This window comes from Mesorhizobium sp. GW821-FHT07A06, assembly GCF_059419085.1.
Map to the genome: position 1 here is coordinate 234022 of NZ_JBWKRC010000006.1, position 25979 is coordinate 260000.

Sequence of the window (25979 nt, forward strand, 5' to 3'; positions counted from 1 at the left end):
CGCCGCCCTTCTATTGCCCCGCCACCTTCCGGCCGCTCACCCAGACCCTGGCGATATTCGCCCGCGCCGCGTTGAGCACGATCTTCTGGAAGACCTCGTCAAGCGTGTCGTCGGCGGCGTTGATGCGGATGTTCGAGGCACTTGCCTTGGTGTCGATCAACAGCGCGTCGAATTCGTGCCCGACGCGAAAGCTGCCTGTCGGCAGGTCGAGCGCTTCGGCGCCGCCGGCGGTCGCCAGCCAGAACGCCTCCTGATGCGTGATCGGCTCGCCGGGGGCGCCGCGCTGCTCGGGCGGCAGGCCGGCATGCACGCCGCTATGCAGCGTCCTCGACGCCGACAGAGCGTGCCGGCAGCCGTCGAACAGAGAGGGGCTGTAGCCCCCCGAAACATCCGTTCCCAGTCCGACATGCATCTGCCGGTCGAGTGCCACGCGCAGCGGGAACGCCGCATTGGCGAAGTAGACATTTGAGAGCGGGCAATGGGCGACGCCAGCACCCTTCTCCCTGATGAGGTCCATGTCCTGCCCGTCGATGAAATTCGAATGCGCCAGGATGGTGTGGCGGGTGAGCAGGCCGAAGCCGTCCAGGCTGGCCGCATCGGTCTGACCGAAGCGCTCCTCCACGAATTGCTTTGCCCAGTCACTCTCCGAGCAATGCGTCTGCACATGGCAGCCGAATTCCGTCGCGAGTTCACCCAGTCCCCGCAAGGCCGCATCCGTGCAACTCGGGATGAAGCGCGGCGTGATCACCGGCTGGACCAGCGGCCTCTCGCCCGAATCCAGTGACTGGACCGCCACGATGAACCGCTTGGTGTCCGAAACGGCACTCGCCGCATCGGCATCGCGGTAGAAGGGCGGGCACTGCTGGGCATCGTCCATCGCCACCTTGCCGACCAGGGCGCGCTGACCCTTTTCCAGGCAAATCCCGGCAAGCGCCAGGCTCGCCTCGACATGGACGGTGGCGAAATAGAGCGCCGTGGTGGTGCCGTTGGCCAGAAGATTGTCGACCAGATCGGCATAGACCTCGCGGGCATAGTCGACGTCCGCGTAGCGGGCCTCGAGCGGAAATGTATATTTCTGCAGCCAGACCTCGAGCGGCACATCGAGCGCCTTGCCCATCTGCGGCCATTGCGGCGCATGGATGTGCAGGTCGACCAGGCCGGGCAGCAGGAACTGGCCGTCGGCAAGCCGCACCAGCGTACCGGACAGGCTGGCATCGCTTACCCGCGCCGCATGGTCCGGATGGCCGGGCGCCAGGATCTCGGCGATCCGCCCCTGCGCATCGATGCTGAACAGATGATCTTCCAGCACTTCCAGCCTGCCGCGCTCCGGCGTGTGGAAGGCGGTGCCGAGCAGCGTGAAAGGTTCTCTTGTCATCTGTCGCTCCGGTTGCGCTGGCGCGTGAGACCGTCACTGCGTGGCCCACTAAAAACAGTTGGCAAACCTTTGCGCCGCTGTCCTTTGCCGGCGACTGATCACATGATCGTGTTGAGATTTCCAGAGGGGACATCATGGAACGCGTTGCGCCAGAAATCACTTTGATCGCCCAGCCGGACGATCCGTTGCCCCTGGGCAAGGCCGCCCTGCTCGGCCTCCAGCATGTGCTGGCGATGGACGTCTACATCGTGCCGTTCATCATCGCATCGGTGCTCGCCTTCAGCGTCGGCGATGCCGGCGCCTTCATCCAGTCGGCCTTCGTGGCGGCGGGCATCGCGACGCTGATCCAGTCGCAGCTCCTGATGCGGCTGCCTGTGGTGCAAGGACCGTCCTTCGTCCCGATCGGCGCGGTGCTGGCGATCGCCTTCGGCGCCGGCGGCGGCGTTGGCGGGCTGTCGGCGGTGATCGGCGCGCTCATTCCCGGCGCCATACTGGTCATGCTGCTCGGGTCGCCGACAAGGATCTTCCATCGCCTCGTCAACCGTTTCGTGCCGCCCATCGTCGGCGGCGCCATCATCATCGTGGTCGGCGTCGCCTTGATGCCGGTGGCACTCAAGGAAAGCGTGTTCGCCGTCCACGGCGGCACCGCCACCGTCGGCGGCAACATCATCCTCGCCTTCATCGCGGCGGCGGTGCTTGTCGGCTGCATGCTGACCGGCATGGCGCTTGGCGCGAAAGGCGCGTGGCTGCGCCTGCTTTCCGTCATCATCGCGCTTGTGGCCGGCAGCGTCGCGGCCGCCTTCATGGGCCAGCTGGACATGACGGGCGTTTCCGCCGCGACCTGGTTTTCCATGCCGCGCATTGCGTTCCTCAACCTCGACGTGACCTTCTCGCTGTCGGCGACGCTGACGATGCTGATCGTCTATATCGTCGTCCTGGCCGAAACCACCGGCACCTGGTTCGCGGTCGGCGCCGTCATCGACAAGCCGTTGTCGGATGAACAGCTCGACCGGGGCGCCACCGGCGAAGGCCTCGGCTGCCTGGTCAGCGCCCTGCTGTGCAGCACGCCGGTCACCGGCTACTCTTCCAATGCCGGCATCATCGCCATCACCGGCATCGCCAGTCGCGCCGCCTTTGCCGCGGCCGGCATCTTCCTGGTGCTGTTCGGTCTGATCGGCAAGCTGTCGGCCGTCATCGCCTCGATCCCGGGGCCGGTCATCGGCGGCGTCTTCGGCGTGCTGTGCGTCGTCATCGCCATGAACGGCTTTCGCGTGGTGCGCGGCACGCCGCTGACCGAGAGGAACATGCTGGTCATCGGCCTGCCGATCCTGATGGCACTGTTTGCCACGCTGGCGCCGCCGGATTTCGTCAAGACGCTTCCGGATATCGTGCAGTACATTCTCGGCTCGTCCATCGCCTTCGGCGCCGTCTGGGCCATCGTGCTGCACCAGATCCTGCCGAACGCCAGATAGGGATATCGGGAGGCCGGACACCAGAGCCCGGTCTCCCAATCCCCGGCCTGCCGATCCCTGTCGATGAACTTCGTCTCCGAAAATGAACTGCCGCGGGAGCTGAAGAACAGGCTCTCCGGCTATCGCTGGCACCGGCAAACCATCGGCAGATCACAGGCCGGCGTGTTCCGACTGGTGGCCGACGACAAGCCGGCCCTGTTCCTGAAATGCGAGCGGAACGGTCCGTTTGCCGAACTCGCCGATGAAGCCGCGCGGTTGCGCTGGCTTGCCGGACAAGGCATCGCCTGCCCCGATGTGATCGCCATGGAAAGCCATGCCGGTCACGACTGGCTGCTGATGTCGGCCGTCGCCGGCGAGGATTTGGCGTCGGCGCCGATCGATCCGGCTGATGTCATCGAGATCATGGCCAGCGCGCTTCGCGACCTGCACGCGCTGGATATCGGCTCCTGCCCCTTCGACCATCGCCTCTTCAGGCGCATCGCGGCCGCGCGATCGCGCATGGAGGCCGGCGTCGTCGACGAAGACGATTTCGACGATGAGAGGCAGGGCTGGAGCCCTGCAAAAGCCTTCGCCGAGCTTGAGGCGCTGAGGCCAGCAAGCGAGGATCTTGTCGTCACCCATGGCGATGCCTGCCTGCCGAATGTCATGGCTGCCCGGGGCCGTTTCAGCGGTTTCATCGATTGCGGCCGGCTGGGCGTCGCCGATCGCCACCAGGATCTGGCGCTCGCCTGCTGGAGCATCCGCTATAACATCGGCGAAACCTGGATAGAGCCCTTTCTCGAACGCTACGGACCACCGCAAGCAGAGCCGGCGAAGCTTTCCTGGTATCGGCTCCTCGACGAGTTTTTCTGAGCGGCCGATGGCGGCCTGTCCCGGTGGGGCTTGTCTTGATTTTGTCATGCCACGGGTCTAAGCGGCAGGCACACGGTCGCGCACACGACGAAGAGCCGTGCAATCCGACACGACGCGCAATCCGAACGCACCTTCGCAGGGGAGATCTGGCGATGATCAAGGCATTTGTCGTGGACAATGATCGCCTGCGCGTCGTCGACGACCTGCTGGCGGATGGCGACAGGGTCGTCTGGCCGATCTGGTCAATCCGACCAAGGAGGAAGAGGCCACCATCGAAAGCTGGCTCGGGGTCGCCATCCCGACCCGCGAGGAGATGGAGGAGATCGAGATTTCCAGCCGCCTCTACATCGAGGACGGCGCCTACTTCATGACCGCCACCTTGCCCGCGCAGACCGAGGTCGACGATCCACTGATGTCGCCGGTCACCTTCGCGCTCGCCGGCAACAGGCTGATCACCATTCGCTATCATGAACCCAAGGCCTTCAAGACCTTCCCGCTGCGCGCCGAGAAGGTGGCGACCGGCTGCACCAGCGGCGACACCATCCTGATCGGCCTGCTGGAGGCGATCGTCGACCGTCTCGCCGACATCCTTGAGCGCGCCGGCCGCGACATCGAGGGGATTTCGCGCGACATTTTCGAGGCACGCTCGACCAAGGTGTCGAAGCGCAACCGCGACTTTCAGGAATTGCTCAAAGCCATCGGCCGCAAGGAGGACATCACCTCTTCCGTCCGCGACAGCCTGATCTCGCTGCAGCGCCTCGCCGGCTTCCTCGCCCATGTTGCCACCCAGACCAAGATGAGCAAGGATGTCCGCGCCCGCATCAAGACCTTGTCGCGCGACGTGCTGTCGCTCGCCGACCACGCCACTTTCCTGTCGCAGAAGATATCCTTCCTGCTCGACGCCACGCTCGGCATGATCTCGATCGAGCAGAACGCCATCATCAAGATATTCTCGGTCGCCGCCGTCATCTTCCTGCCGCCGACGCTGGTCGCCTCGATCTACGGCATGAATTTCGATATCATTCCCGAGCTGAAATGGGAGCTTGGCTATCCCTTCGCCATCGGCCTGATGATCCTGTCGGCGATCCTGCCCTTCTGGTATTTCCGCCGCCGCGGCTGGCTCTGACCGCTGCCGCGGGTGCCCGCTGCCTACGCTGGCTCACCAGAAAGGACTTGACCAAATCGCCCCTGGCCTGCATCCGGGTTTGCCGATCCATGCGGGTCGCGCGTTCCGCAGGGATTCCAGACCATGACCGGAAAGACATGGGCCTATGAGGATTTCGTCGAGGGTGCCTCGTTCGACCTCGGCACCAAACAGGTAACCGCCGCCGAGATCATCGAATTCGCCAGCGAGTTCGATGCCCAGCCCATGCATCTCGACGAGGAAGCCGGCAAGGCCAGCATCCTGGGCGGCCTCTCGGCCTCCGGCTGGCACACCTGCGCCATGTTCATGCGCATGTGGTGCGACGCGTTCCTCTTGGACTCCACCTGCCAGGGTGCGCCCGGCGTCGACCAGGTCAGGTGGAAGAAGCCGGTCCTGGCTGGCGACAGGCTGGTCGGCACCATGGTCGTGCTTGCCAAGCGCCTGTCGAAGTCGAAGCCGGATCTCGGTTTCGTCACCTTGCGCAGCGAGCTGGTCAACCAGCGTGGCGAAAGCGTCTTCGAGCTTGAGAACTCCGTCATGTTCCTGACGCGTGACGCGGCGGGGAAAGCGGCATGACCCTGGACGAATTCTTCCGCATCGGCACTACGATGACGCTCGGCTCACACAAGTTCGAAGCCGAGGCGATCAAGGCGTTTGCCCGCAAATACGACCCTCAGATCTTCCACATCGACGAGGAGGCGGCCAGGAAAAGCCTGCTCGGCGGGCTCTGCGCCTCCGGCTGGCACACCGCCGCCACCTGGATGAAGCTCAACCTCGAAAGCCGGATGGGCGCCGAGTGGACCGGTCCTGGCCCGGCGCCCGAATTCGGCCCTTCGCCCGGCTTCAAGAACCTGAAATGGCTGAAACCGGTCTTCGCCGGCGAGACCGTCACCTTCACCCGCACCGCGCTGTCCCACCGCCCGATCTCGTCACGCCCCGGCTGGCGGCTTTTGTCGCTGCGCTCGGAAGCTTTCGATTCGACCGGCGACAAGGTGCTGGAGTTTGAGAGCGCCGTGCTGGTGAAAGTTGAGTGATTTCTTCCTTCGCCCCGTTTACGGGGAGAAGGTGCCCGAAGGGCGGATGAGGGGCGGCGCCAGCCGTGGTGTCTTGCACTCGACGGTCGTACTATACCCCTCCCCCTGCTCCGCTCGCGTTGCTCGCCTCCCTCCTCGCAAACCGGGCGAGGGAAAGATCTAATGTCCCTCGAACCCGATCAGCGTCCTTACCGGAACACCGAGCGCCTCGAGCTTGGCGCGGCCACCCAGATCCGGCAGGTCGATGACGAAGCATGCCGCCAGTATATCGGCGCCGATCTGGCGCAGAAGCCTGACCGCCGCTTCCGCCGTGCCGCCGGTGGCGATCAGATCGTCGACCAGGATCACCTTCTCGCCCGGTGAAACGCCGTCCTTGTGCATCTCCATCTCGTCCAGCCCGTATTCCAGGCTGTAGGCGACGCGCACCGTCTCATAGGGCAGCTTGCCCTTCTTGCGGATCGGCACGAAGCCGGCCGAGAGCTGATGGGCGACGGCGCCACCCAGGATGAAGCCGCGTGCCTCGATGCCGGCTATCTTGTCGACCTTCTGCCCGGCATAGGGATGCACCAGCTCGTCGATGGCGCGGCGAAAGGCGCGCGCATTGCCAAGCAGCGTGGTGATGTCGCGAAACAGGATGCCTGGCTTGGGGTAATCGGGGATGGTGCGGATGGCCGACAGCAGGGTCTCTTCCAGGGAGGATTTCATGGGCAATTGTTCCGTTGCCTTACAGTTTTGCCGGTAAGCGGCCGAAAAGAAAAGGGCGCCTTTCGGCGCCCTTGCATTTTCAGGTGCCGGCGCGGCCTTAGTGCGCCACGCCTTCCCACACCTTGCGCTTGGTCAGGTAGACGAGCGCGCCGAACAGAAGCAGGAACACCAGCACGCGGAAGCCCATCTTCTTGCGGGCCTCCATGTGCGGCTCGGCTGCCCATGTCAGGAAGGCAGCCACATCGCGGGAATACTGGTCGACGGTCTGTGGCGAGCCGTCGTCATAGGTCACCTGGCCGTCGGAGAGCGGCTTGGGCATCTTCAGCGACACGCCCGACATGAAGTACGGGTTGTAGTGCGTGCCTTCCGGGATGACCATTCCGGCCGGCGGCGTCTGGTCGTAGCCGGTCAGCAGCGAATGGATGTAGTCGGGACCGCCGGCGTCATACTGGGTGAAGATGTCGAAGACGAACTGCGGAAAGCCGCGCTCGACGCCGCGCGCCTTGGCCAGCAGCGACATGTCGGGCGGGGCAGCGCCGCCATTGGAGGCAGCAGCGGCTTGCTCATTGGCGAACGGCGCCGGGAAATGGTCCGACGGCTTGCCGGGACGGTCGAACATGTCGCCGGCATCGTTGGGGCCGTCATGGATGGTGTATTCGGCCGCCAGCGTCTTGATCTGCGCGTCGTTGTAGCCGAGGTCCGACAGCGTGCGGAACGCCACCAGGTTCATCGAATGGCAGGCCGAGCAGACTTCCTTGTAGACCTTCAGGCCGCGCTGCAGCTGCGCCTTGTCATAGGTGCCGAACGGGCCGGTGAAGCTCCAGCCCATCTCCTTCGGCTCGTTGATCGGGAAATGCGTCGGAGCCGCCGCATTGTGCGCCTCTTCGGCCGCGAACGCCGCGGTGCCGGCGGCCACAAGGCCGATCAGCGCAAGCGAGGTGAGAATCTTTTTCATGCCAAATCCCCTTAGATTCTCTACCGCTCAGCCCTTGGTCTGTGGTGCGGCCGTGGCGCCCGCCGGATGCCCGCTGCCACCCTTGTTCTTCTCCAGAACCGCCTCGGTAATCGAGTTCGGCAGCCTGCGCGGCGTCTCGATCAGGCCGAGGACCGGCATGATGATCAGGAAGAAGGCGAAGTAGAACAGCGTTGCCATCTGCGCCATGAACACATAGCTGCCTTCCGCCGGCTGCGAGCCCAGCCAGCCAAGCAGGATGGCATCGGCCACGAACAGCCAGAAGAACAGCTTGTACCAGGGCCGGTAGACGGCCGAGCGCACCTTGGAAGTGTCGAGCCACGGCACCAGGAACAGCATGGCGATGGCGCCGAACATGCACAGCACGCCGCCGAGCTTGGAGTTGATCGGCCCGATGTTGAACGTGATGGCGCGCAGGATCGCGTAGAACGGCAGGAAGTACCATTCAGGGACGATGTGGGCCGGGGTCTTCAGCGGGTTGGCGACCGTGTAGTTGTCCGGATGGCCGAGATAGTTCGGCAGGTAGAAGACGAAATAGGCGAAGAAGAACAGGAACACGATCATGCCGAACGCGTCCTTGATCGTCGCGTAGGGCGTGAAGGCGACGGTGTCGGTCTTCGACTTGACCTCGATGCCGGTCGGGTTCGACTGGCCCACGACATGCAGCGCCCAGACGTGCAGCACGACAACGCCTGCGATCATGAACGGCAGCAGATAGTGCAGCGCGAAGAAGCGGTTGAGCGTCGGATTGTCGACGGCGAAGCCGCCAAGCAGCAATTGCTGGATCCACTCGCCGACCAGCGGTATGGCGCTGAAGAAGCCGGTGATGACGGTGGCGCCCCAGAAGCTCATCTGCCCCCACGGCAGCACGTAGCCCATGAAGCCGGTCGCCATCATCAGGAGGTAGATGATGCAGCCCAGGATCCACAGCAGTTCGCGCGGTGTCTTGTAGGAGCCGTAATAGAGGCCTCGGAAAATGTGGATATAGACGGCGACGAAGAAGAACGAGGCGCCGTTGGCATGCATGTAGCGCAACAGCCAGCCGGAATTCACGTCGCGCATGATCTTCTCGACCGAATCGAAGGCGAGCGTGGTGTCGTTCGAGTAGTGCATGGCCAGCACGATGCCGGTCAGGATCTGCGCCACCAGCATGATCGACAGGATGCCGCCGAAGGTCCACGCATAGTTGAGGTTGCGCGGCACCGGATAGGCGATGAAGCTGTCATAAACCAGCCGCGGCAGCGGCATGCGGGCGTCGAACCAGCGTCCGAGACCGGTTTTGGGCGTATAGGTCGAGTGTCCCTCGCTCATCGAAATATCCCCTGCCTCAACCGATAAGGATCTTGGTATCGGAAATGAACTTGAATACCGGCACAGCCATGTTCTCTGGCGCCGGGCCTTTGCGGATGCGGCCGGCGGTATCGTATTGCGAACCGTGGCATGGGCAGAACCAGCCGCCGAAATCGCCTTCCTGGCCGAGCGGGATGCAGCCCAGATGCGTGCAGACCTGAACCATCACCATCCAGGCTTCCTTGCCGGGCGTGGTGCGGTTGGCGTCGGTCGCCGGTGCGTCGGCCGGCAGATTGGCGTTGCGGGCGATCGGATCCTTGAGATCGGAAAGGTTGACGGCCTCGCCGTCCTTCATTTCCTTTTCGGTGCGGTTGCGCACCACCACCGGCTTTCCGCGCCACTTGACGATCAAGGACATGCCCGGCGTCAGCGAGGCGACGTCGACTTCAACCGAGGCGAGCGCCAGCGTCGAGGCATCGGGGCGCATCTGGTCGATGAACGGCCAGGCGACGGCACCGGCTCCGACCACGGCCGCCATGCCGGTGGCGACGTAAAGAAAATCTCGACGATTGGGATCGTGGATGTCGGTTGCGCTCACGGGTGCCTGATCCTTTCGCCTCTTCCGCGCCGGTGGCCGAGCCTTGTTCCCCGCTCAATCACGCCAACCCGACAGCGCATGGCGAACAGGCTAGCGAATTCCTCCGGCATTTGGACTTCGGTTTATGCGTGAAGCCCGTTTTTGTCCAGACGGGTCAAGGCACAAGGGCAGATTGTCGCGGGGACAAAATCCCCTATTGCGCGGCAAGGCGGGGAACGGCCGCGAAAGGACGCTAAACAACCGGGAAATATCAGCAAAATCGGGCGTCCTTGTTTACCTCGACTCAGGACACCGGTGTGATCTATCTTCCCTGGCATGGCGCACGTCATCGACCGTGAGGAATGGGCCGTTCGTCCCGACCGCTGGAAGGGCGAGCTGCAATGCGGTGCCTACGGCTCCAACTCCTGCCTGATCTTCAACTACCTGCCCGATGTCGGCGGCGGCCCGCGGCTGCACTCCCATCCCTACGCGGAGATTTTCATCATCCGCCAGGGCTACGGCCTGTTCACCATCGGCGACAGGGAAATCGAGGCCTTCGCCGGCCAGATCGTCATCGTGCCGCCTCACACGCCGCACAAATTCACCAATCTCGGTCCGGGGCCGCTGGAGACCACCGACATCCACGAGAACGGCAGCTTCATCACGAAATGGCTGGAGTGACCATGATCCCGAAAAGTGGGACCCGGTTTTCGGAAAAGATTATGGTCGACAAAAAGTCCCCTACATGGCGCCAAGCCTGACCAGGACGGCTTTGGGGATGTCGTATTCGCGGATCACGGCGTCGTGCCTTCGCAGGCCGCACAGTTCTCGCTGGATGAAATAGCCATGCACCGCGGCGGCCGCCTCCTTGAGCAGAAGGGGGCGCGACTGCTCGTCGCCATTGTCGCGCAGCCTGGCCAGGGTTTCTTCCACGCGCTGTCCGGCACGGCCGAGCGCGGCCGCCTTCTCGGCCAGGACCTCATGGCCAAGCGCATCGAAGGCCGCTTCAGCGGCCGAGGTGCCGGCAAGATGAGATGGCGGACGCAAGGACATTTCAGTTCCCCTTTCCGAACACCATGCGATGGGTGACGAATTCTTCGCCTTCCACGCGCTGAAAGCCAAGCCGTTCATAGAAAATGAAGGCTTCCCGCGGCGCGCGGGTGTTCAACACGGTGAAATAGCGGCGTGCCCGATCGATGACGGCCTCGACCAGCATGCGGCCAAGGCCGGCGCGACGGTGAGGCGTGCCGACGAACAGGTGCCGGACCCGGCCATGGCTCCTGCCCTCGACATAAGGATCGATGTTCAGCCCGCAGACACCGGCGAGGTCGCGGCCATGCCATGCCCCGTAAAGCGCCTCGCCTCGCTTCAGGAACTTGTTACGGCCACTTGACCAGCCATCCGCCAGGCGCACCAGCATCCAGTAGCCCTCCAGCCGGCTCTCGTCCTTCAGCCTGTCGAAGGCCGGCGTGGTTGGCCGGAGCCGCTTGAGCTCGTAACCGATCCCTGGATTGGCCCTGAGCGATCCACCCATGCGCCTACTCCGCCGGCCGCGTCTCTTCGAGCACGCTTTCCTCGTGATAGAGGAAGCCGCCGGACTGCCGCTTCCACAGCCGCGCATAGAGCCCGTCGAGCGCCACCAGTTCGTCATGCGTGCCTTGTTCGACGATGCGGCCGCCATCCAGCACGACGAGGCGGTCGAGGGCGGCGATCGTCGACAGCCGGTGGGCGATGGCGATGACCGTCTTGTTCTCCATCAGCCGGGTGAGGTTCTCCTGGATCGCCGCCTCGATGTCGGAATCGAGCGCCGAGGTCGCCTCGTCGAGGATCAGGATCGGCGCGTCCTTGAGGAAGACACGCGCGATCGCCACGCGCTGGCGCTGGCCGCCCGACAGTTTCACGCCGCGCTCACCGACAAAGGCCTCGTAGCCGGCGCGATCCCTGTTGTCCCGCAGGCCCAGGATGAAATCATGCGCCTCGGCCTTCCTCGCCGCCGCGATCACCTCGGCATCGGTCGCGTCGGGCATGCCGAGCTTGATGTTGTCGCGCAGCGAGCGGTGGAACAGGGCGGTGTCCTGGCTGACGACGCCGATATTGGCGCGCAACGAGTTCTGTGTCACCCGGGAAACATTCTGGCCATCGATGGCGATGGAGCCGCTTTCCAGCTCGTAGAGCCGCAGGATCAGATTGGCGAGTGTCGTTTTGCCCGCACCCGACGGCCCGACCAGCCCGACCTTCTCGCCCGGCCGCACGACAAGGTCGATGCCGTTCAGCACACCGAACCCCTTGCCGTAATGGAACTCGACATTCTTCACGTCGATGCGCCCGCCGGCGACGACGAGCTCCTTCGCATCGGGTGCGTCGGTGAGTCCGAGCGGCTGCGAGATCAGCGCCTTGGAATTCTCCAGCACGCCGAGATTCCGCAGAATGCTGTTGAGCTGCATCATCAGCCGGCCGAGCAGCATGTTGAGCCTGAGCACCAGCGAAAGCGTGAAGGCGACCGCGCCGACGGTGATCGAGCCCTCGACCCAGAGATAGACGGCAAAACAGCCGATCGCCGTGATCATGATGCCCGACAAGGTCGTCAGCGCCATGCGCACGCCGGTCAGCCTGCGGGTGAAAGGCCGCAGCGCGTCGAGATAGATGTCGAAGCCGTTCCTGATATAGCGGTCGTCGCCATCGGCCGCGAACAGCTTCAGCGTCTGCACGTTGGAATAGGAATCGACGATGCGGCCGTTGATCATCGAGCCCGCCTCGGCGGTCGCCTCGGCATGTTTGCGGATCGCCGGCAAATAGAGCCTGGCCAGCCAGCCAAAGGCCACGATCCAGATCACCACCAGCGCCGCCAGCCTGAGATCGAGCCCCGCGACCAGCGCCAGCGTCGTGACCGTATAGACGAGCATGAACCAGACGACCTCGATGAAGCTCTCCATCAGGTCGCCGGTGGCCTGGCCCGCCTGCCAGACCTTGGTGGCGATGCGGCCGGCGAAATCGTTCTGGAAGAATGCGTAGGACTGGCGCGACACGTGGCGATGCGCCTGCCAGCGGACCAGATTGTAGAAGCCGGGCGTGATCGTCTGCTCGTCGACCAGCGCCGACAGGCCGACGACGATGGTGCGGACGACCAGCACAACCGCGACCATGAACACCAGTTCGGGGCCGGCGGCGGTCCACAGCGCATGCCAGCTGCGCTCGCCGGGAAGCTGGTCGAGAATATCGACCAGCCGCCCGACGAAGTAGAACAGGCCGGCTTCGACCAGCGGCGCGATGCCGCCTATGACCAGCATGGCGAAGAAGGCGAATTTCGCCTGGCCGACATAATGCCAGAGAAAACCGCCGACGCTCGCCGGTGGCCGAAGATTCGCCGGCTCCCTGAACGGATAGACCCAGTTCTCGAACCAGCGATAGACGGCTGTCATCATTCGGCAGCTTGGCCCTTTGCAATTGCGTCGTTGGCGACTTCGGTCGGTATGTCCTCTAGCAGGAACCCGCCCGACTGGCGTTGCCAGAGCTGCGCGTAGAGCCCGCCCTTGGCGACCAGTTCGTCGTGCGAACCTTCCTCGATGACACGCCCCTGATCCATCACCACGAGCCTGTCCATCGCCGCGATGGTCGAAAGCCGATGCGCGATGGCTATGACGGTCTTGCCCTGCATGAGCTTGTAGAGATTCTCCTGGATGGCCGCCTCGGCCTCGGAATCCAGCGCCGACGTCGCCTCGTCAAGGATAAGTATCGGTGCATCCTTCAACATAACGCGAGCGATGGCGATGCGTTGCCGCTGGCCGCCGGACAATTTGACGCCGCGGTCGCCGACATAGGCGTCAAACCCCTTGCGGCCGTTGTGGTCCGAAAGTCCGCCTATGAAGTCCAAAGCCTCGGCCCGCCGCGCCGCCTCGACGAGCATCTCCTCGGTGGCGTCGGGGCGGCCATAGAGGATGTTCTCGCGCACCGAACGATGCAAAAGCGAGGTGTCTTGCGTGACCATGCCGATCTGGGCCCGCAGCGAATCCTGTTTCACACCGGCGATCTCCTGGCCGTCGATCAGGATCCGGCCGCCCTCCAGATCGTAAAAGCGCAGCAAGAGATTGACCAGCGTCGACTTGCCGGCGCCCGAGCGGCCGACAATGCCGACCTTCTCGCCAGACTTCACCGCCAGCGACAGGTTTTCGATGACGCCCTTCTGCTTGCCGTAGTGGAAGCGGATGTCCTCGAAACGGATCTCGCCCTTGGAGACGGCGATCTCCTTCGCATCCGGCCTGTCCTCGACAAGGCGCGGCAGCGAGATCGAGGCGATGCCGTCATGCACCGTGCCGATGTTCTCGAACAGACCCGACATCTCCCACATGATCCATTGCGACATGCCCCACATCCTGAGCACCAGGCCGATGACCACGGCGACCGCGCCGATCGTCACCACTTGCCCCATCCACAGCCACAGCGAGATGACGGTGACCGAGAACAGGAGCAGCGCGTTCAATATGTAGAGCGTGCCGAAAAGCACCGTCACCAGCCGCATCGACCGGTAGACCGTGTCGAGGAAGCCCATCATGCCTTCCCTGGCGAAAGTGGCCTCGCGGCGCGCATGGGAAAACAGCTTGACCGTCTGGATGTTGGAGTAGCTGTCGACAACGCGGCCGGTCATGATCGAGCGCGCATTGGCCTGCTCCTCGCCGACCTTGCCCAGTCGGGGAATGAAGAAGCGCAGCAACAGTACGTAGCCGACCAGCCAGACGCCCAGCGGCGCGGCCAGCCGCCAGTCCGCCGAACCGACGATGAACAGCATGCCGAGGAAGTAGACGATGACGTAGTTCAGGACGTCGATCACCTTGATGACGCATTCGCGCACGGCGAGCGCCGTCTGCATCAGCTTGGTGGCGATGCGGCCGGCGAACTCGTCCTGGTAGAAGCTCATCGACTGCTTGAGCAGATAGCGGTGCACCTGCCAGCGGATGCGCATGGGATAGTTGCCCATCAGCGTCTGCTGGTTGAGCAGCGAATGCAGCCACACCGTGCCGGGCAGCGCGAACAGCACGATGAAGGCCATGCCGGCGAGCTTCCAGCCCTCCGTCTGCAGGAAGGTTTCGCGATTCTGCCCCGACAGCCAGTCGACGATGCGGCCAAGGAAGCCGAACATCCACACTTCCGCGATGGCGATCGCCGTCACCAGCACCGCATCGATGAGGATATAGGGCCATGCCCCGCGCGTATAATGCAGGCAGAAGGCCACCAGGGTCTTGGGCGGCTCGACCGGTTCCGCTGCGGGGAACGGATCGAGCCTTCTTTCAAACCAGCTAAACAACAACATGAGTCATGCCTGTAAAATCTGTTTTCCGCTTATGCGGCTTGGCGACGTACGAGGTCCCCGGCCCGCATGGCGCCGAGGGCCGACGGTCCGGAATCACCCGGACCGTCGGCCCTGCTTCGCGCTATATAGGAGTTCGCGGGCTTTTCGCCGACAGGCGCGTTTGCCGATCCTGCCGACACCGTGCCGGCAGCCCGGTTTTTCGCGCCCGGCCGGATCAGCCGGATGATCCGGCGCACCAAAGACGGCCGGCTCGGATCGGGAACGGCGCGCGAGAAATCGACATCCGGCAGCATGCCGCGATGCGGGCGGCGGCGGACTTCGGCGTGAACCGCCGACGAATAAGTGTCGCCGATCAGCAGCGCCCAGGTCGGCAGGCGGTGGATATGCAGGCTCCTGGAGCCCGGTATTCTGTAGGGATCGAACATCGGTCCGTCCTCCGTGTGAAAATAGAGATAAAAAGGCGAAGCAACATCCTCCGCCGGCATTCGGCCGGAGGCGTGGGTTGCGTCGGTCCGGACACGACGCCAGGCGTCGGTCTGGACATGTTCAGATTGGGCGTTCAGCCCTTTTGACTTTTTGAAAAACATCGCAGGATTCCTTCGAGAGCCGAAAAGGTGTTTCGGCGGGAATCGGTGCGATCAAGTCTTAGAGAGTCAGGAGAATCGTCGTACCGAAACCGCCGGCAGGCAGGTAAGCCCACGAGAGGGGCGCTGGATGTGCATGGTCATCATGAATTACCCCTCCATCGGTTCGGGTTGACAATGCTGGCCGTATACCCGACTTCGCAAAAAATGGCCACCCGCAGGTCCAGCAATTTCCAAAACCGGGAGGTCCCTGTGGCCGATCTGCCACTTATTAGAAGGACGCGGAAATGAACGGTCGTCTCCGCATCGCGCTCTACCAGCCTGACATTGCCGGCAATACCGGGACAATCCTGCGCTTCGCCGCGTGCCTCGGGCTTGGCGTCGACATCATCGAGCCGGCCGGCTTTCCGCTCTCCGACAAGGCGCTCAGGCGCTCCGGCATGGACTATCTCGAAATGGCTGCCCTGACCCGCCATGTCGACTGGCAGGCCTTCGAGGATTGGCGCAAGGCCGGCGCGCACCGGCTGGTGCTCTTGTCGACCAAGGCCACGGCCGCCTACACCGGCTTCACCTTCGCCGACGGCGACATCCTCTTGTTTGGCCGCGAATCCGCAGGCGTGCCGGATCCTGTCCATCAGGCGGCGGACGCGCGGCTGACCATCCCCATGCAGGGCGCCGCGCGCAGCATAAACGTCGCGTTGTCGGTCGCCATGGTGGCGGGCGAAGCCATCCGGCAGCTCGGATAGGATCGGCGGCCCGTCGACAGCGCTCTTGCCGTCGCCGACGACAGTGGTTTCTCCGGTCATTCTCACCCAGGCGCACATCGCCTTCTCCTGTCATTTGCCCGATCAGCATTTCTTCGCTACAAGCTCAACTTAACTTGAGGTCAAGCGGAAAAATCGGAAATGGCTCCAGTAACGGAATTGACGGTCGGCCAGGTGGCCATGCGCAGCGGCGTCGCGGTGTCGGCGCTGCATTTCTATGAGGCGCGCGGGCTGATCCGCAGCCATCGCACGTCGGGCAACCAGCGGCGCTACGGCCGCGACGTGCTGCGGCGGGTGGCGATCATCCGGATCGCCCAGGAGGTCGGCATCTCGCTCGCCGAGATCGGCGAGGCACTGGCATCCCTGCCGGAAGGCCGCACGCCGACGCGCGACGACTGGAGCCTGCTTTCAACGGCGTGGCGCGATGGGCTCGACCACAAGATCGCTCAATTGAAGAAACTGCGCGACGGGCTGACCGACTGTATCGGCTGCGGCTGCATGTCTATCGACAAATGCCCGCTCAGGAACAAGGGAGACCGGCTGGCAAGGCAAGGCAAGGGGGCGAGGCGCCTGATGGTAGGATCCTAATCCGCCACCGGCAACCGCCTTATCGTGAACTCGATCAGGTCGCCGGGGCGCTCGAACCAGCTTTCGATCTCGGTCCAGTAGGCTTGCTTGGGAAAGCGCTCGAACCATTCCTTGGCCTTGAGCCGCGCATCGGAGCGCGGCAGGACGAAGGTTTCGCGCAGGAAACCGTCGCGCGGCATGCGTGCGCGCTCGGCCCGGCTTTGATCGAGCCTTTTCTTCAAGCCATCCAGCGGCGGTCTTGCCGGGGTGCGCACGAAAAAACTCCTTGCACCGCAGCGCATGATCCGAAACCGGGTTTCGGGGAGGATCACGCGCAAAACCAAAGTCCTGCGGCGTTCCCTGCGCGTCCAATAGACGCGCGGCCCTGCAGCGGGACTTGACCCTGTTCCTCAAGAGATTAGGGATCGCGCCCGGAAAAGACGAGTCTTTTGTCGACTCGCCGCCCCGCAATCGGAGACGGCACTTGGAACGACCCGAAATACCCGCCGGCCTGCCCGCCGACATCGAAGAGAAGAAGATGAAGGCCCGCCTGTGGTTCGAGGCGCTGCGCGAACGCATTTGCGGCGCCTTCGAGCAGATCGAGCAGGATCTCCAGGGCCCACTGGCCTCCTGGTCCCCTGGCCGTTTCGAGAAGACGCCTTGGGAGCGTGACCAGGGCAAGGGCGGCGGCGGCACCATGTCGATGATGCATGGCCGCGTCTTCGAGAAGGTCGGTGTGCACACCTCGACCGTTTACGGCGAGTTCTCGCCTGAGTTCAGGAAGCAGATGCCCGGCGCCGAGGAAGACCCGCGCTTCTGGGCATCCGGCATTTCGCTGATCGCGCACCCCTGGAATCCCAACGTGCCGGCCGTGCACATGAACACGCGCATGGTGGTGACCTCGCGCCAATGGTTCGGCGGCGGCGCCGACCTGACCCCGGTGCTCGACCGCCGCCGCACCCAGGACGATCCCGACACCGTCGCCTTCCACCGCGCCATGCAGTTCGCCTGCGAGAAGAACGCCGGCGTCGCCGACTACCCGAAATTCAAGACCTGGTGCGACGAGTACTTCTTCCTGGCCCACCGCAACGAGCCGCGCGGCACCGGCGGCATCTTCTTCGACTGGCTGCATTCGGGCGAGGAGAAAGGCGGCTGGAATGCCGACTTCAACTTCGTCCAGGATGTCGGGCGCTCCTTTCTTGTCGTCTACGGCCACCTCGTGCGCGCCAACTTCAACGAGAACTGGACCGACGGCGACCGCGACGAACAGCTTATCCGCCGTGGCCGCTACGTCGAATTCAACCTGCTTTACGACCGCGGAACCATCTTCGGCCTGAAAACCGGCGGCAATGTCGCCTCGATCCTGTCCAGCCTGCCGCCAGAGGTACGCTGGCCGTAAATGTCAGGTAAGCGCAAGGCGCACGGCGCTTTGATGCAACCAGACAGCCCCTTCCGTGTTATCGTCTCTACCCCTGCTCATGGTCCGAAGCCCTCACCTGTAATCGACCGTGGGCCAAAGGGAGCCTTGACTGGCTCCATGGAGGAAAAGGAGAAATCCGATGAAGCAATTCCACTGCGGGTCGCTCGTTCCCGGCTGTGACTGGCACACCCGTGCCGACGAGGAAGCCGAAGTGATGCGCCGTGCCGTCGAGCATATGCGCGAGACGCATGGTGAGACCGTCATCCGCGAAACGATGATCGAGGCGATCCGCTCGCGCATCGAAAAAGTCCGCGACGCAGCCTGACTTGAAGCATTCCCTGAGGAATCGCTGCTAGAGCAATTCCAGGAAAAGTGTGAGCGGTTTTCCCGGGACAAGCGCGTAGCGCTTGCCCTTGGGAATTGCGTCTAAACAAGGAGTTAGAGCGGTTCGCCGTTTCCGTGAAACGGTGACGTGCTCTAATACCCTATCCGGCGTTCAGGGCTTGCGCGGCGCGTTCGAGCAGCGCGCCGCGGTCCGGCGCAAACCCGGCGTCGATCCATTCCGCCTCGAGGTTCTTGAGGATCTCACCCAGCTTCGGCCCTGGCGTCGCGCCGAGCGCCGTCAGATCGGCGCCCTTCAGCGGAAACACCGGCTTTTCCCATTTGCGTGCGAAGGCCAGCAGGCGCGAAAAGCCGCCGGCCTCCAGCAGCGCGTCATTGTTCTCGACAGCGCGCACCCGCGCCGCCGCAAGCGACAGCCGCAGGCGATCGACAAAGCCTTTCCGGTCGCCGCGATAGAGTCGTTTGGCCAGTTCGCCCTCGGTGATCTTCGGCTCGACGGCGGTCGTGAGTGCCCAATGGCGCAGGCGGTGTGCTTCATCGGTCGAAAACCGGAGCCGCTCGGCAAGCGTTTGCATGCGCGCGGCATCCGGCGGCACAAGCGCCTCCAGCCGCAGCAGCGGATCCGCCGCCCAGCCGAGATCCTTTTCGGCCTTGGTCAGCCCATGGATGGCATCGATGCCCCATTTCTCGCTTTCCGGCAGCGCGGTGGTCAGCACACTCGCCTGCCGCATCCACAGCAGCGCCCGCGACGGGTCAGGTGCCGACAAGAGCTTCTTCAGTTCGGACCAGACGCGCTCCGCCGAAAGCTGGGCCAAGCCCTCCTTCAGCCGGGCGCAGGCCTTCAGCCCTTCGGCGTCCGGCCGGCCCTCGCCATACCAGGCGAAGAAGCGGAAGAAGCGCAGGATCCGCAGATAATCCTCGCGGATGCGCGCCTCCGGATCGCCGATGAAGCGCAGCTGGCGCGCCTCGATGTCGGCGATGCCGCCGACCAGGTCGACGACGGTGCCGTCGGCGTCGGCATAGAGCGCGTTTATGGTGAAGTCGCGCCGCTCGGCGTCCAGCTTCCAGTCGCGTCCGAACGCCACCTTGGCGCGGCGGCCGTCGGTCTCGACATCGGCGCGCAAGGTGGTGACTTCATAGGGCTTGCCGCCGGCGACGACGGTGATCGTGCCGTGCTCGATGCCGGTTGGCACCGGCTTGAAGCCTTCCGCCCCGGCGCGGCGGATGGTTTCCTCGGGCAAACAGGTGGTGGCGATGTCGACGTCGGCGACCGATTGGCCCATCAGCGTGTTGCGCACCGCGCCACCGGCGACACGCGCCTCTTCGCCGCCTTCGGCCAAGGCGGCAAGCAGGCGCTGCAAATGCTTTTCGGTGAGCCAGTCGGCCCTGCCCGCGATCGAAACACTCACGCATAAAGCCTTTCATAGAGCGTACGGATGATGCCGGCGGTGACGCCCCAGATGCGCCGGTCGCCATAGGGCATGTCGTAGAAGAACCATTCGAGATCGTTCCACATGCGGCTGTCGCGCTTGTGGTTCAACGGGTCCATCAGGAAGTGCAACGGCACCTCGAAGGCGGCATCGACCTCGTCGGCGTTCAAGGTCAGCTGGAAGCCGGGCCGAACGATGCCGAGCACCGGCGCGATCCTGTAGCCGCTGCCGGCGACATAGTCCGGCATGCGGCCGATGATCTCGATGCGATCCCGGCCAAGCCCGATCTCCTCGAAGGTCTCGCGCAGCGCCGCCGCTTCCGGGCTTGCGTCGGTCGGGTCGATGGTGCCGCCGGGAAAGGCCACCTGCCCCGAATGGCTGCGCAGCTTTTCGGCCCGTTTGGTCAGGAGAACCGTGGCCTCACCATCATGATCGACCACCGGGATCAGCACCGCCGCGTCGCGCAGCGCCTTGCCCTGGTTGAGGCGCGGATGGCCTGGATTGAAGCGATGGTCGCCATAATCGTCGCCGGCATGCGCTTGCGGCTGCGCGGCAAAGCGCGCGCGAAAATCCGCCGATGAAAACGGCGCCGGTGACACCTGGTCCATCATGCGCTCAGCCGCTTAAGTTGGCCAGCCGGCATGATTGGAAACACAGCGCCCTTCGAGCGGACCGCGAACATGGTCTCGCCGCCGACCTCGATCTCCTCGCCATGTCCAACCAGTTCGTACATGACGGGCCGCGCCACCAGCGCTTCCAGCCGGCCGCGTACCAGCACATAGGGCTTCAGGCCGCCGGTCTCGTTCTCGTCGACGAAGCGCAGCGGCCGCTCCGGTCCGGCCTCGACCACGTCGCCGACATTGGTGCGAAAGGTGATGATCTGTTCCTCGCCGCTGCCCGAAACATCCAGTTCGACGGCGATGAACGGCGCGTCGGCGACGCGGATGCCGACTTTCTCCACCGGCGTCACCAGATAGGTCCTGCCATCCGCGTCCTTGCGCAGCACCGAGGAGAAAAGCTGCACCAGCGGCATGCGGCCGATCGGCGTTCCCAGGTAAAACCAGGTGCCGTCGGCCTTGATCTCCATGTCGAGATCGCCGCAAAAGTCGGGATTCCAGCGCTCGACGGGGGCCGCGCCCTTGCCGGCCCGGGCCGCGCGCGAGATCAGCGCCTCGAGGCCGCGTGCCTCGGTCGCCTGCGTAAGGCTTTGTTGGCAATGTTCGTCGTGTTCCGTCATCGTCACGAAATAGTCACTGTTGTTCCGCTTGTCAGCCTAAGTCTGTGATTTAAGTTCGACCATAGGCGCTACGCGAGGCCGAATCGCGGCAACCTATGATATGGTGCGGGCCGGTATTTCCAACCAAAGGGATCGATACGACATGAGCGTGATGGTCAAGGAAAGCCCGATCAGCGAAACGGACATGATCGCTGAGGCCGAGAAGGCGCTGGCTGACATTTCCAGGATCCGCGACGGGGTCGGCCGGGTGATCTTCGGCCAAGAGAATGTCGTCGAGCGCACTTTGGTGGCGCTGCTGGCCGGCGGCCATGCGCTGCTGGTCGGCGTGCCGGGCCTTGCCAAGACCAAGCTGGTCGAGACGCTGGGCGTCGTGCTCGGCCTCGATTCGCGCCGCATCCAGTTCACGCCCGACCTGATGCCATCGGACATTCTCGGCTCCGAGGTGATGGAGCAGGACGAGACCGGCAAGCGCTCCTTCCGCTTCATCTCCGGGCCGATCTTCGCCCAGTTGCTGATGGCCGATGAGATCAACCGCGCTTCGCCGCGCACGCAGTCGGCGCTGCTTCAGGCCATGCAGGAGTATCACGTTACCATCGCCGGCGCCCGCTACGATCTGCCGGCGCCCTTCCACGTGCTGGCGACGCAGAATCCGCTGGAGCAGGAAGGCACCTATCCGCTGCCCGAAGCCCAGCTCGACCGCTTCCTGATGCAGGTCGACATCCTCTATCCCGAAATCGAGGCCGAACGCCGCATCCTCCTGGAAACCACCGGCATCGAGGATGCGAAGGCCCAGAACGTGCTGCAGCCGGCACGGCTGAAGGAGATCCAGACGTTGATCCGCCGCATGCCGGTGCCCGAAAGCGTCGTCGAGGCGATCCTGACCCTGGTGCGCTCTGCGCGGCCGGGCCAGGGCAATGCCGAGACCGACAAGCATGTCGCCTGGGGCCCTGGCCCGCGCGCCAGCCAGGCACTGATGTTGTGCGCGCGCGCCCGCGCGCTCTACGATGGGCGGCTGGCGCCTTCGATCGACGATGTGCGGGCCCTGGCCGAGCCGGTGCTGCAGCATCGTATGGCACTTACCTTCGCCGCCCGCGCCGAGGGCACCAGCGTGCGCGATGTGGTGGCGAAGCTTGTGAAAGGGATTTGATGACGCGTATCGGCGAGGTCCAGTCTCCGGCAGCGACGCGCGATGCGCTCGCCCGTGGCCGGTTGCGGGCTTCGCTTGTGCCTGACCTGCTGGTCGAGGCGCGCCGCATCGTCAACACCGTGATCGCCGGCTGGCATGGCCGCCGCAAGCGCGGCATCGGCGAGAATTTCTGGCAGTTCCGGCCCTATGTCGAAGGCGATTCCTCGCGCATCGACTGGCGCCGCTCGGCGCGCGACGACCACACCTATGTGCGCGACCGCGAATGGGAGGCCGCCCATACGGTATGGCTGTGGGCAGACCCTTCGCCGTCCATGCTCTACAAGTCAACCGGCGCCAGCGTTTCCAAGCAATCGCGCGCGTTGGTGCTGGCGCTGGCCATGGCCGAATTGTTGTCGCGCAGCGGCGAGCGCATCGCCTGGCCGGGACTGACCGATCCGTTCACGGCCCGCAACGGCGCCGAGCGCATCGCCACCCAGCTGATGCATGCCGGCGACCTGCCGGCCAAGCCTGATCTGTCGGACATCAGGCGGTTCTGCGACATCGTCATCGCCAGCGATTTCCTCGATCCGGTCGAAGAGACGATGGAATGGCTCGACGTGCTTGCTCGCCACGGCGTGCGCGCGCATCTGATCGAAGTCGCCGACCCGGCCGAGGAAACCTTCCCCTATGCCGGCCGCACCGAGTTCACCGATCCCGAAACCGGCGAAAAGCTGACCGCCGGCCGTGCCGAAATGCTCGGCGACGAGTATCGCCTGCTCTACACCGCCCGCCGCGCGGAATTGGCCGGCTGGTGCAAGCGGCTCGGCTGGAGTTTTACCGTCAACCACACCGATCGGCTGGCGTCCGACGCACTGGTGCGCCTGCACATGGCGATGACCGCCGATGGCGGATATGCCGGGCTGAACGCAGGCAGTCGTCAGCCGGGGAAGGCTGTCGCATGAGTTGGCTGCCGCTCTCCTTTGGCGCGCCCATGGTGCTGTGGGGCCTGCTGGCATTGCCGGTGATATGGTGGCTGCTCAGGCTGACGCCGCCCAAGCCGCAGAGCGAGATCTTCCCGCCGCTGAAAATCCTGGCGCGGGTGCTGAAGCGCGAGGAGACGCCGCAGCAGAGCCCATGGTGGCTGACGCTGCTCAGGCTGCTGATGGCGGCGCTCATCGTCGCGGCATTGGCCGAACCGGTCTTCAACCCGCGCGAAAAGCTGCCGGCCGAGGGTCCTGCCCTTGCGCTGGTCATCGACAATGACTGGGCCAGTGCGGCCGACTGGAACAAGCGCGTCGCCACCGCCGAACGGCTGATCGCCGACGCCGGCTCGAACGGCGTGCCGGTCATCATCGCCTTCACCGCTGAAAAGGCCAATGCGGAGATCGGCCCCTTCGATGCCGCCGCCGCGCTCGACCGGCTGCGCGCCGCCAAGCCGCGGCCAATCCCGACCGACCGGCCCGCCGTCTATGCCCGCGTCGCCGGCGTTCTGGAGAGCCTGCCCGGCGCCAGCGTCGCCGTGCTGGCCGACGGACTGGCGGCCAAGGGCGATGAAGCCGCCTTCAACACGCTTTTGTCGAAAAATGCCGCCCGCATCGTCTGGGCAACCGCCGACCGGCTTTCCCTGACCGGCCTGACCGCCGCCGACAACCAGGTCGACGGCTTTGCCCTCACCGCCATCCGCGCGCCGGGCGACCCCGCGCCCGCGCAGGTCACCGCCGGCGCCTTCGACGACAAGGGCCGCCGCATCGCCGATGCGACGCTGACCTTCGCGCCCGGCGAAGCCACCGCCACCGGCACCATGGCGGTGCCGTTCGAGCTGCGCAATGATTTCGCCTCGATCGCGCTCGACGGCGAGCGCCAGGCGGGCGCGGTGCGTGTGCTCGACGAAAGCTCCAAGCGCCGCCGTGTCGGGCTGCTGTCACAGGCCGAGGCAGACCAGGCGCAGCCGCTTCTGTCGCCGCTCTACTACATCAGGCGCGCGCTGCAGCCCTTCGCCGACTTGGTCGAACCCTCCAGCGCCGATCTCGCCGACGCCATCCCACAGATCCTCGACCAGAAGCCGGCGATGATCATCATGGCCGACATCGGCACCATTCCCGCACAGGTCCGGCAAAGGCTGGTCGACTGGGTCGACAATGGCGGCACGCTGGTGCGTTTCGCCGGCTCGCGGCTGGCCGCCGCCGGCAATGATGACGATTTGCTGCCGGTCCGCCTGCGCATCGGCGAGCGTTCGCTCGGCGGCGCCCTGTCATGGACGTCGCCGCAGCCGGTCACCGAATTCCCCAAGGCCGGCCCGTTCGCCGATCTGGCGCCGCCCACCGAGGTCACCGTGAGCAGGCAGGTGCTGGCCGAGCCGACACCCGATATCGTCGAGCGCACCTGGGCGGCGCTGGCCGATGGCACCCCGCTGGTCACCGGGCTGAAGAAAGGCAAGGGCACGCTGGTGCTGTTCCACGTCACGCCCGAGGCGACATGGTCGAACCTGCCGATCTCGGGCAGCTTTGTCGAGATGCTGCGCCGCATCGTCCAGCTGTCGCGCAACCAGGGCGCGGCGGTCGCCAATGCCGAGGCCGCCGCCACCTCGCTGGCCCCCTACCGGATGATCGCGGCCGACGGCTCGCTGGGGCCGCCGACGCCGGATGCGCGGCCGCTGGTGCCGGGCGCCGGCGCTTTGCCGGTGACCTTCGAGAACCCGCCGGGCCTCTATGGTTCCGAGACCGGCGTCTTCGCCCATAATCTGCTCGATGCCTCAACCAAGTTCGAGCCGCTGGCGCGCCCGCAGGTCGCCGTTCCGGTCACCACGATCCAGTATGCTTTCGACGAATCCCGCAACCTGAAGGGCGCGCTGGTCGCCGCGGCGCTGGTGCTGATGCTGCTCGACACGCTGGCGGTATTCTGGATGGGCGGCCTGTTTTCACGCCGGCCGCGCCGTGCCGGTGCCGTGGCCACGGCCGCGGCAGTCCTGATTGCCCTGGGCGCACTGTTCGCCAATGCCGATTACGCCCGCGCCGACGATGCCAAGCCGGGCGACGAGGCGGCGATCGCGGCGATCTCCAAGACCCGCATCGCCTATGTGCTGACTGGCGTGCCGGGCGTCGATTCGATCAGCCGCGCCGGGCTCGAGGGCCTGACGCGCTTCCTGATCGAGAAGACAGCGCTCGAACCGGGCGCGCCGGCCGGCGTCGATATTTCGAAGGACGAGCTATCCTTCTATCCGCTGATCTACTGGCCGATCGATCCGGCGGCACCCATGCCGAGCCAGGCCGCGATCGCCCGCATCGATGCCTATATGCAGCAGGGTGGCACCGTATTGTTCGACACGCGCGACCAGTTCGCCAACGGCATCGGCGCCGATGCCACCAGCCCGGCGACCGAGCGGCTGCGCGACATCCTCGGCAACCTCAACGTGCCACCGCTGGAGCCGGTGCCGTCGGACCACGTGCTGACCAAGTCCTTCTTCATCCTGCCCGAATTTCCCGGCCGTTTCGCCGGCAGCCCACTCTGGGTCGAGGCATCGCTCGATGCAAGCAACGCCGACAACCGGCCGGTACGCACCGGCGACGGCGTCTCGCCAATCATGATCACCGCCAATGATTTCGCCGGCGCATGGGCGGTCGACGAGAATGGCGATCCGCTGCTGCCGACCGTGCCGGCCGACCCGATGCAGCGCATCTATGCGCTGCGCGCCGGCGTCAACATCATGATGTACATGCTGACCGGCAACTACAAATCCGACCAGGTGCACGTGCCCATACTGCTCGAACGATTGGGGCAGTAGC

Annotated in this window: 26 protein-coding genes and 1 pseudogene; 13 read left to right on the forward strand and 14 right to left on the reverse strand. The window is 64.7% G+C overall.

Translation table 11 applies throughout. The features are described from left to right. Window positions 1–10 precede the first annotated feature (10 nt). Window positions 11–1375, reverse strand: a complete 1365-nt coding sequence (gene guaD / locus AC07SZ_RS21130; protein WP_494915688.1) for a guanine deaminase — start codon at window positions 1373–1375, stop codon at window positions 11–13. Between the two features lie 134 nt (window positions 1376–1509). Here guaD and AC07SZ_RS21135 point away from each other — a divergent pair, with 134 nt between their 5' ends. From AC07SZ_RS21135 to AC07SZ_RS21155, 5 genes and pseudogenes are all read left to right on the forward strand, one after another. After that, a complete protein-coding gene (locus tag AC07SZ_RS21135) occupies window positions 1510–2847 on the forward strand; it encodes a uracil-xanthine permease family protein (protein WP_494915689.1) in 1338 nt (445 codons plus the stop codon). Between the two features lie 63 nt (window positions 2848–2910). Then, a complete protein-coding gene (locus AC07SZ_RS21140) occupies window positions 2911–3699 on the forward strand; it encodes an APH(3')-II family aminoglycoside O-phosphotransferase (RefSeq protein ID WP_056577984.1) in 789 nt (262 codons plus the stop codon). Window positions 3700–3851: 152 nt separating this feature from the next. Continuing rightward, window positions 3852–4825: pseudogene (gene corA, locus AC07SZ_RS21145) on the forward strand (magnesium/cobalt transporter CorA). Window positions 4826–4948: 123 nt separating this feature from the next. Beyond that, entirely contained in the window at window positions 4949–5419 is a 471-nt protein-coding gene (locus AC07SZ_RS21150) for a MaoC family dehydratase (RefSeq protein ID WP_172372330.1), read from the forward strand. Then, window positions 5416–5877, forward strand: coding sequence for a MaoC family dehydratase (locus AC07SZ_RS21155; protein WP_172372327.1), 462 nt, complete (start codon window positions 5416–5418; stop codon window positions 5875–5877). Before AC07SZ_RS21150 ends, AC07SZ_RS21155 begins: the two co-directional genes overlap by 4 nt. A 159-nt stretch (window positions 5878–6036) precedes the next feature. Here AC07SZ_RS21155 and AC07SZ_RS21160 read toward each other — a convergent pair whose 3' ends face one another. From AC07SZ_RS21160 to petA, 4 genes are all read right to left on the reverse strand, one after another. Further along, complete coding sequence (locus tag AC07SZ_RS21160; protein WP_056577992.1) at window positions 6037–6582, reverse strand: adenine phosphoribosyltransferase; 546 nt, start codon at window positions 6580–6582, stop codon at window positions 6037–6039. A gap of 97 nt (window positions 6583–6679) precedes the next feature. Then, complete coding sequence (locus tag AC07SZ_RS21165; protein ID WP_056577994.1) at window positions 6680–7537, reverse strand: cytochrome c1; 858 nt, start codon at window positions 7535–7537, stop codon at window positions 6680–6682. 27 nt (window positions 7538–7564) lie between these two features. Continuing rightward, a complete protein-coding gene (locus tag AC07SZ_RS21170) occupies window positions 7565–8866 on the reverse strand; it encodes a cytochrome b (protein ID WP_056577996.1) in 1302 nt (433 codons plus the stop codon). Between the two features lie 16 nt (window positions 8867–8882). After that, window positions 8883–9443 (reverse strand): ubiquinol-cytochrome c reductase iron-sulfur subunit, encoded by a 561-nt coding sequence (gene petA, locus AC07SZ_RS21175; protein WP_010911121.1) that lies wholly within the window; start codon window positions 9441–9443, stop codon window positions 8883–8885. Between the two features lie 315 nt (window positions 9444–9758). On the opposite strand from petA, the gene AC07SZ_RS21180 reads away from it, so the two are divergent. After that, window positions 9759–10103: a cupin domain-containing protein gene (locus AC07SZ_RS21180; RefSeq protein WP_494915690.1), complete on the forward strand. Its 345-nt coding sequence runs from the start codon at window positions 9759–9761 to the stop codon at window positions 10101–10103. Window positions 10104–10163: 60 nt separating this feature from the next. On the opposite strand, the gene AC07SZ_RS21185 is transcribed toward AC07SZ_RS21180, so the two are convergent. Genes AC07SZ_RS21185 through AC07SZ_RS21205 form a run of 5 tightly spaced genes read right to left on the reverse strand, consistent with a single transcriptional unit; the run spans window position 10164 to window position 15152 of the window. Beyond that, window positions 10164–10475, reverse strand: coding sequence for a DUF6665 family protein (locus tag AC07SZ_RS21185; protein WP_494915692.1), 312 nt, complete (start codon window positions 10473–10475; stop codon window positions 10164–10166). Between the two features lies 1 nt (window position 10476). Then, a complete protein-coding gene (locus tag AC07SZ_RS21190) occupies window positions 10477–10956 on the reverse strand; it encodes a GNAT family N-acetyltransferase (protein ID WP_494915693.1) in 480 nt (159 codons plus the stop codon). Between the two features lie 4 nt (window positions 10957–10960). Next, window positions 10961–12844, reverse strand: a complete 1884-nt coding sequence (locus tag AC07SZ_RS21195; RefSeq protein ID WP_172372320.1) for an ABC transporter ATP-binding protein — start codon at window positions 12842–12844, stop codon at window positions 10961–10963. Beyond that, complete coding sequence (locus tag AC07SZ_RS21200; protein WP_056578006.1) at window positions 12841–14727, reverse strand: ABC transporter ATP-binding protein; 1887 nt, start codon at window positions 14725–14727, stop codon at window positions 12841–12843. The genes AC07SZ_RS21195 and AC07SZ_RS21200 overlap by 4 nt, the downstream gene beginning before the upstream one ends. 29 nt (window positions 14728–14756) lie before the next feature. After that, window positions 14757–15152: a hypothetical protein gene (locus AC07SZ_RS21205; protein WP_494915694.1), complete on the reverse strand. Its 396-nt coding sequence runs from the start codon at window positions 15150–15152 to the stop codon at window positions 14757–14759. Window positions 15153–15598: 446 nt separating this feature from the next. Here AC07SZ_RS21205 and AC07SZ_RS21210 point away from each other — a divergent pair, with 446 nt between their 5' ends. Further along, window positions 15599–16057, forward strand: a complete 459-nt coding sequence (locus tag AC07SZ_RS21210) for a tRNA (cytidine(34)-2'-O)-methyltransferase (RefSeq protein WP_056578010.1) — start codon at window positions 15599–15601, stop codon at window positions 16055–16057. A 159-nt stretch (window positions 16058–16216) separates the two neighbouring features. Further along, window positions 16217–16663: a redox-sensitive transcriptional activator SoxR gene (gene soxR, locus AC07SZ_RS21215; RefSeq protein ID WP_494915695.1), complete on the forward strand. Its 447-nt coding sequence runs from the start codon at window positions 16217–16219 to the stop codon at window positions 16661–16663. On the opposite strand, the gene AC07SZ_RS21220 is transcribed toward soxR, so the two are convergent. After that, window positions 16660–16917 carry a hypothetical protein gene (locus AC07SZ_RS21220; RefSeq protein ID WP_027030665.1) on the reverse strand — a complete coding sequence of 86 codons (258 nt, stop codon included), beginning with the start codon at window positions 16915–16917 and terminating at the stop codon, window positions 16660–16662. The genes soxR and AC07SZ_RS21220 overlap by 4 nt on opposite strands. Before the next feature lie 209 nt (window positions 16918–17126). On the opposite strand from AC07SZ_RS21220, the gene hemF reads away from it, so the two are divergent. Together hemF and AC07SZ_RS21230 are read left to right on the forward strand one after the other, a co-directional pair. Continuing rightward, window positions 17127–18041, forward strand: a complete 915-nt coding sequence (gene hemF / locus AC07SZ_RS21225) for an oxygen-dependent coproporphyrinogen oxidase (RefSeq protein ID WP_494915696.1) — start codon at window positions 17127–17129, stop codon at window positions 18039–18041. 160 nt (window positions 18042–18201) lie between these two features. Then, entirely contained in the window at window positions 18202–18387 is a 186-nt protein-coding gene (locus AC07SZ_RS21230; RefSeq protein WP_056578017.1) for a DUF1059 domain-containing protein, read from the forward strand. Between the two features lie 160 nt (window positions 18388–18547). Here the strand turns inward: AC07SZ_RS21230 and AC07SZ_RS21235 are convergent, their stop codons facing one another. The 3 genes from AC07SZ_RS21235 to AC07SZ_RS21245 are packed head-to-tail and all read right to left on the reverse strand — an operon-like array spanning window position 18548 to window position 21071. Further along, window positions 18548–19813, reverse strand: a complete 1266-nt coding sequence (locus tag AC07SZ_RS21235; RefSeq protein WP_494915697.1) for a CCA tRNA nucleotidyltransferase — start codon at window positions 19811–19813, stop codon at window positions 18548–18550. Further along, complete coding sequence (locus tag AC07SZ_RS21240) at window positions 19810–20442, reverse strand: CoA pyrophosphatase (protein WP_056578361.1); 633 nt, start codon at window positions 20440–20442, stop codon at window positions 19810–19812. The genes AC07SZ_RS21235 and AC07SZ_RS21240 overlap by 4 nt, the downstream gene beginning before the upstream one ends. Beyond that, window positions 20442–21071, reverse strand: a complete 630-nt coding sequence (locus AC07SZ_RS21245) for a DUF1285 domain-containing protein (RefSeq protein ID WP_494915780.1) — start codon at window positions 21069–21071, stop codon at window positions 20442–20444. The genes AC07SZ_RS21240 and AC07SZ_RS21245 overlap by 1 nt, the downstream gene beginning before the upstream one ends. 142 nt (window positions 21072–21213) lie before the next feature. Between AC07SZ_RS21245 and AC07SZ_RS21250 the strand changes: the two genes are divergently transcribed. The 3 genes from AC07SZ_RS21250 to AC07SZ_RS21260 are packed head-to-tail and all read left to right on the forward strand — an operon-like array spanning window position 21214 to window position 25978. After that, entirely contained in the window at window positions 21214–22218 is a 1005-nt protein-coding gene (locus tag AC07SZ_RS21250; protein WP_494915698.1) for an AAA family ATPase, read from the forward strand. Further along, entirely contained in the window at window positions 22218–23159 is a 942-nt protein-coding gene (locus AC07SZ_RS21255; RefSeq protein ID WP_494915699.1) for a DUF58 domain-containing protein, read from the forward strand. Before AC07SZ_RS21250 ends, AC07SZ_RS21255 begins: the two co-directional genes overlap by 1 nt. Continuing rightward, window positions 23156–25978, forward strand: coding sequence for a DUF4159 domain-containing protein (locus tag AC07SZ_RS21260; RefSeq protein WP_494915700.1), 2823 nt, complete (start codon window positions 23156–23158; stop codon window positions 25976–25978). The genes AC07SZ_RS21255 and AC07SZ_RS21260 overlap by 4 nt, the downstream gene beginning before the upstream one ends. Window position 25979 lies beyond the last annotated feature (1 nt).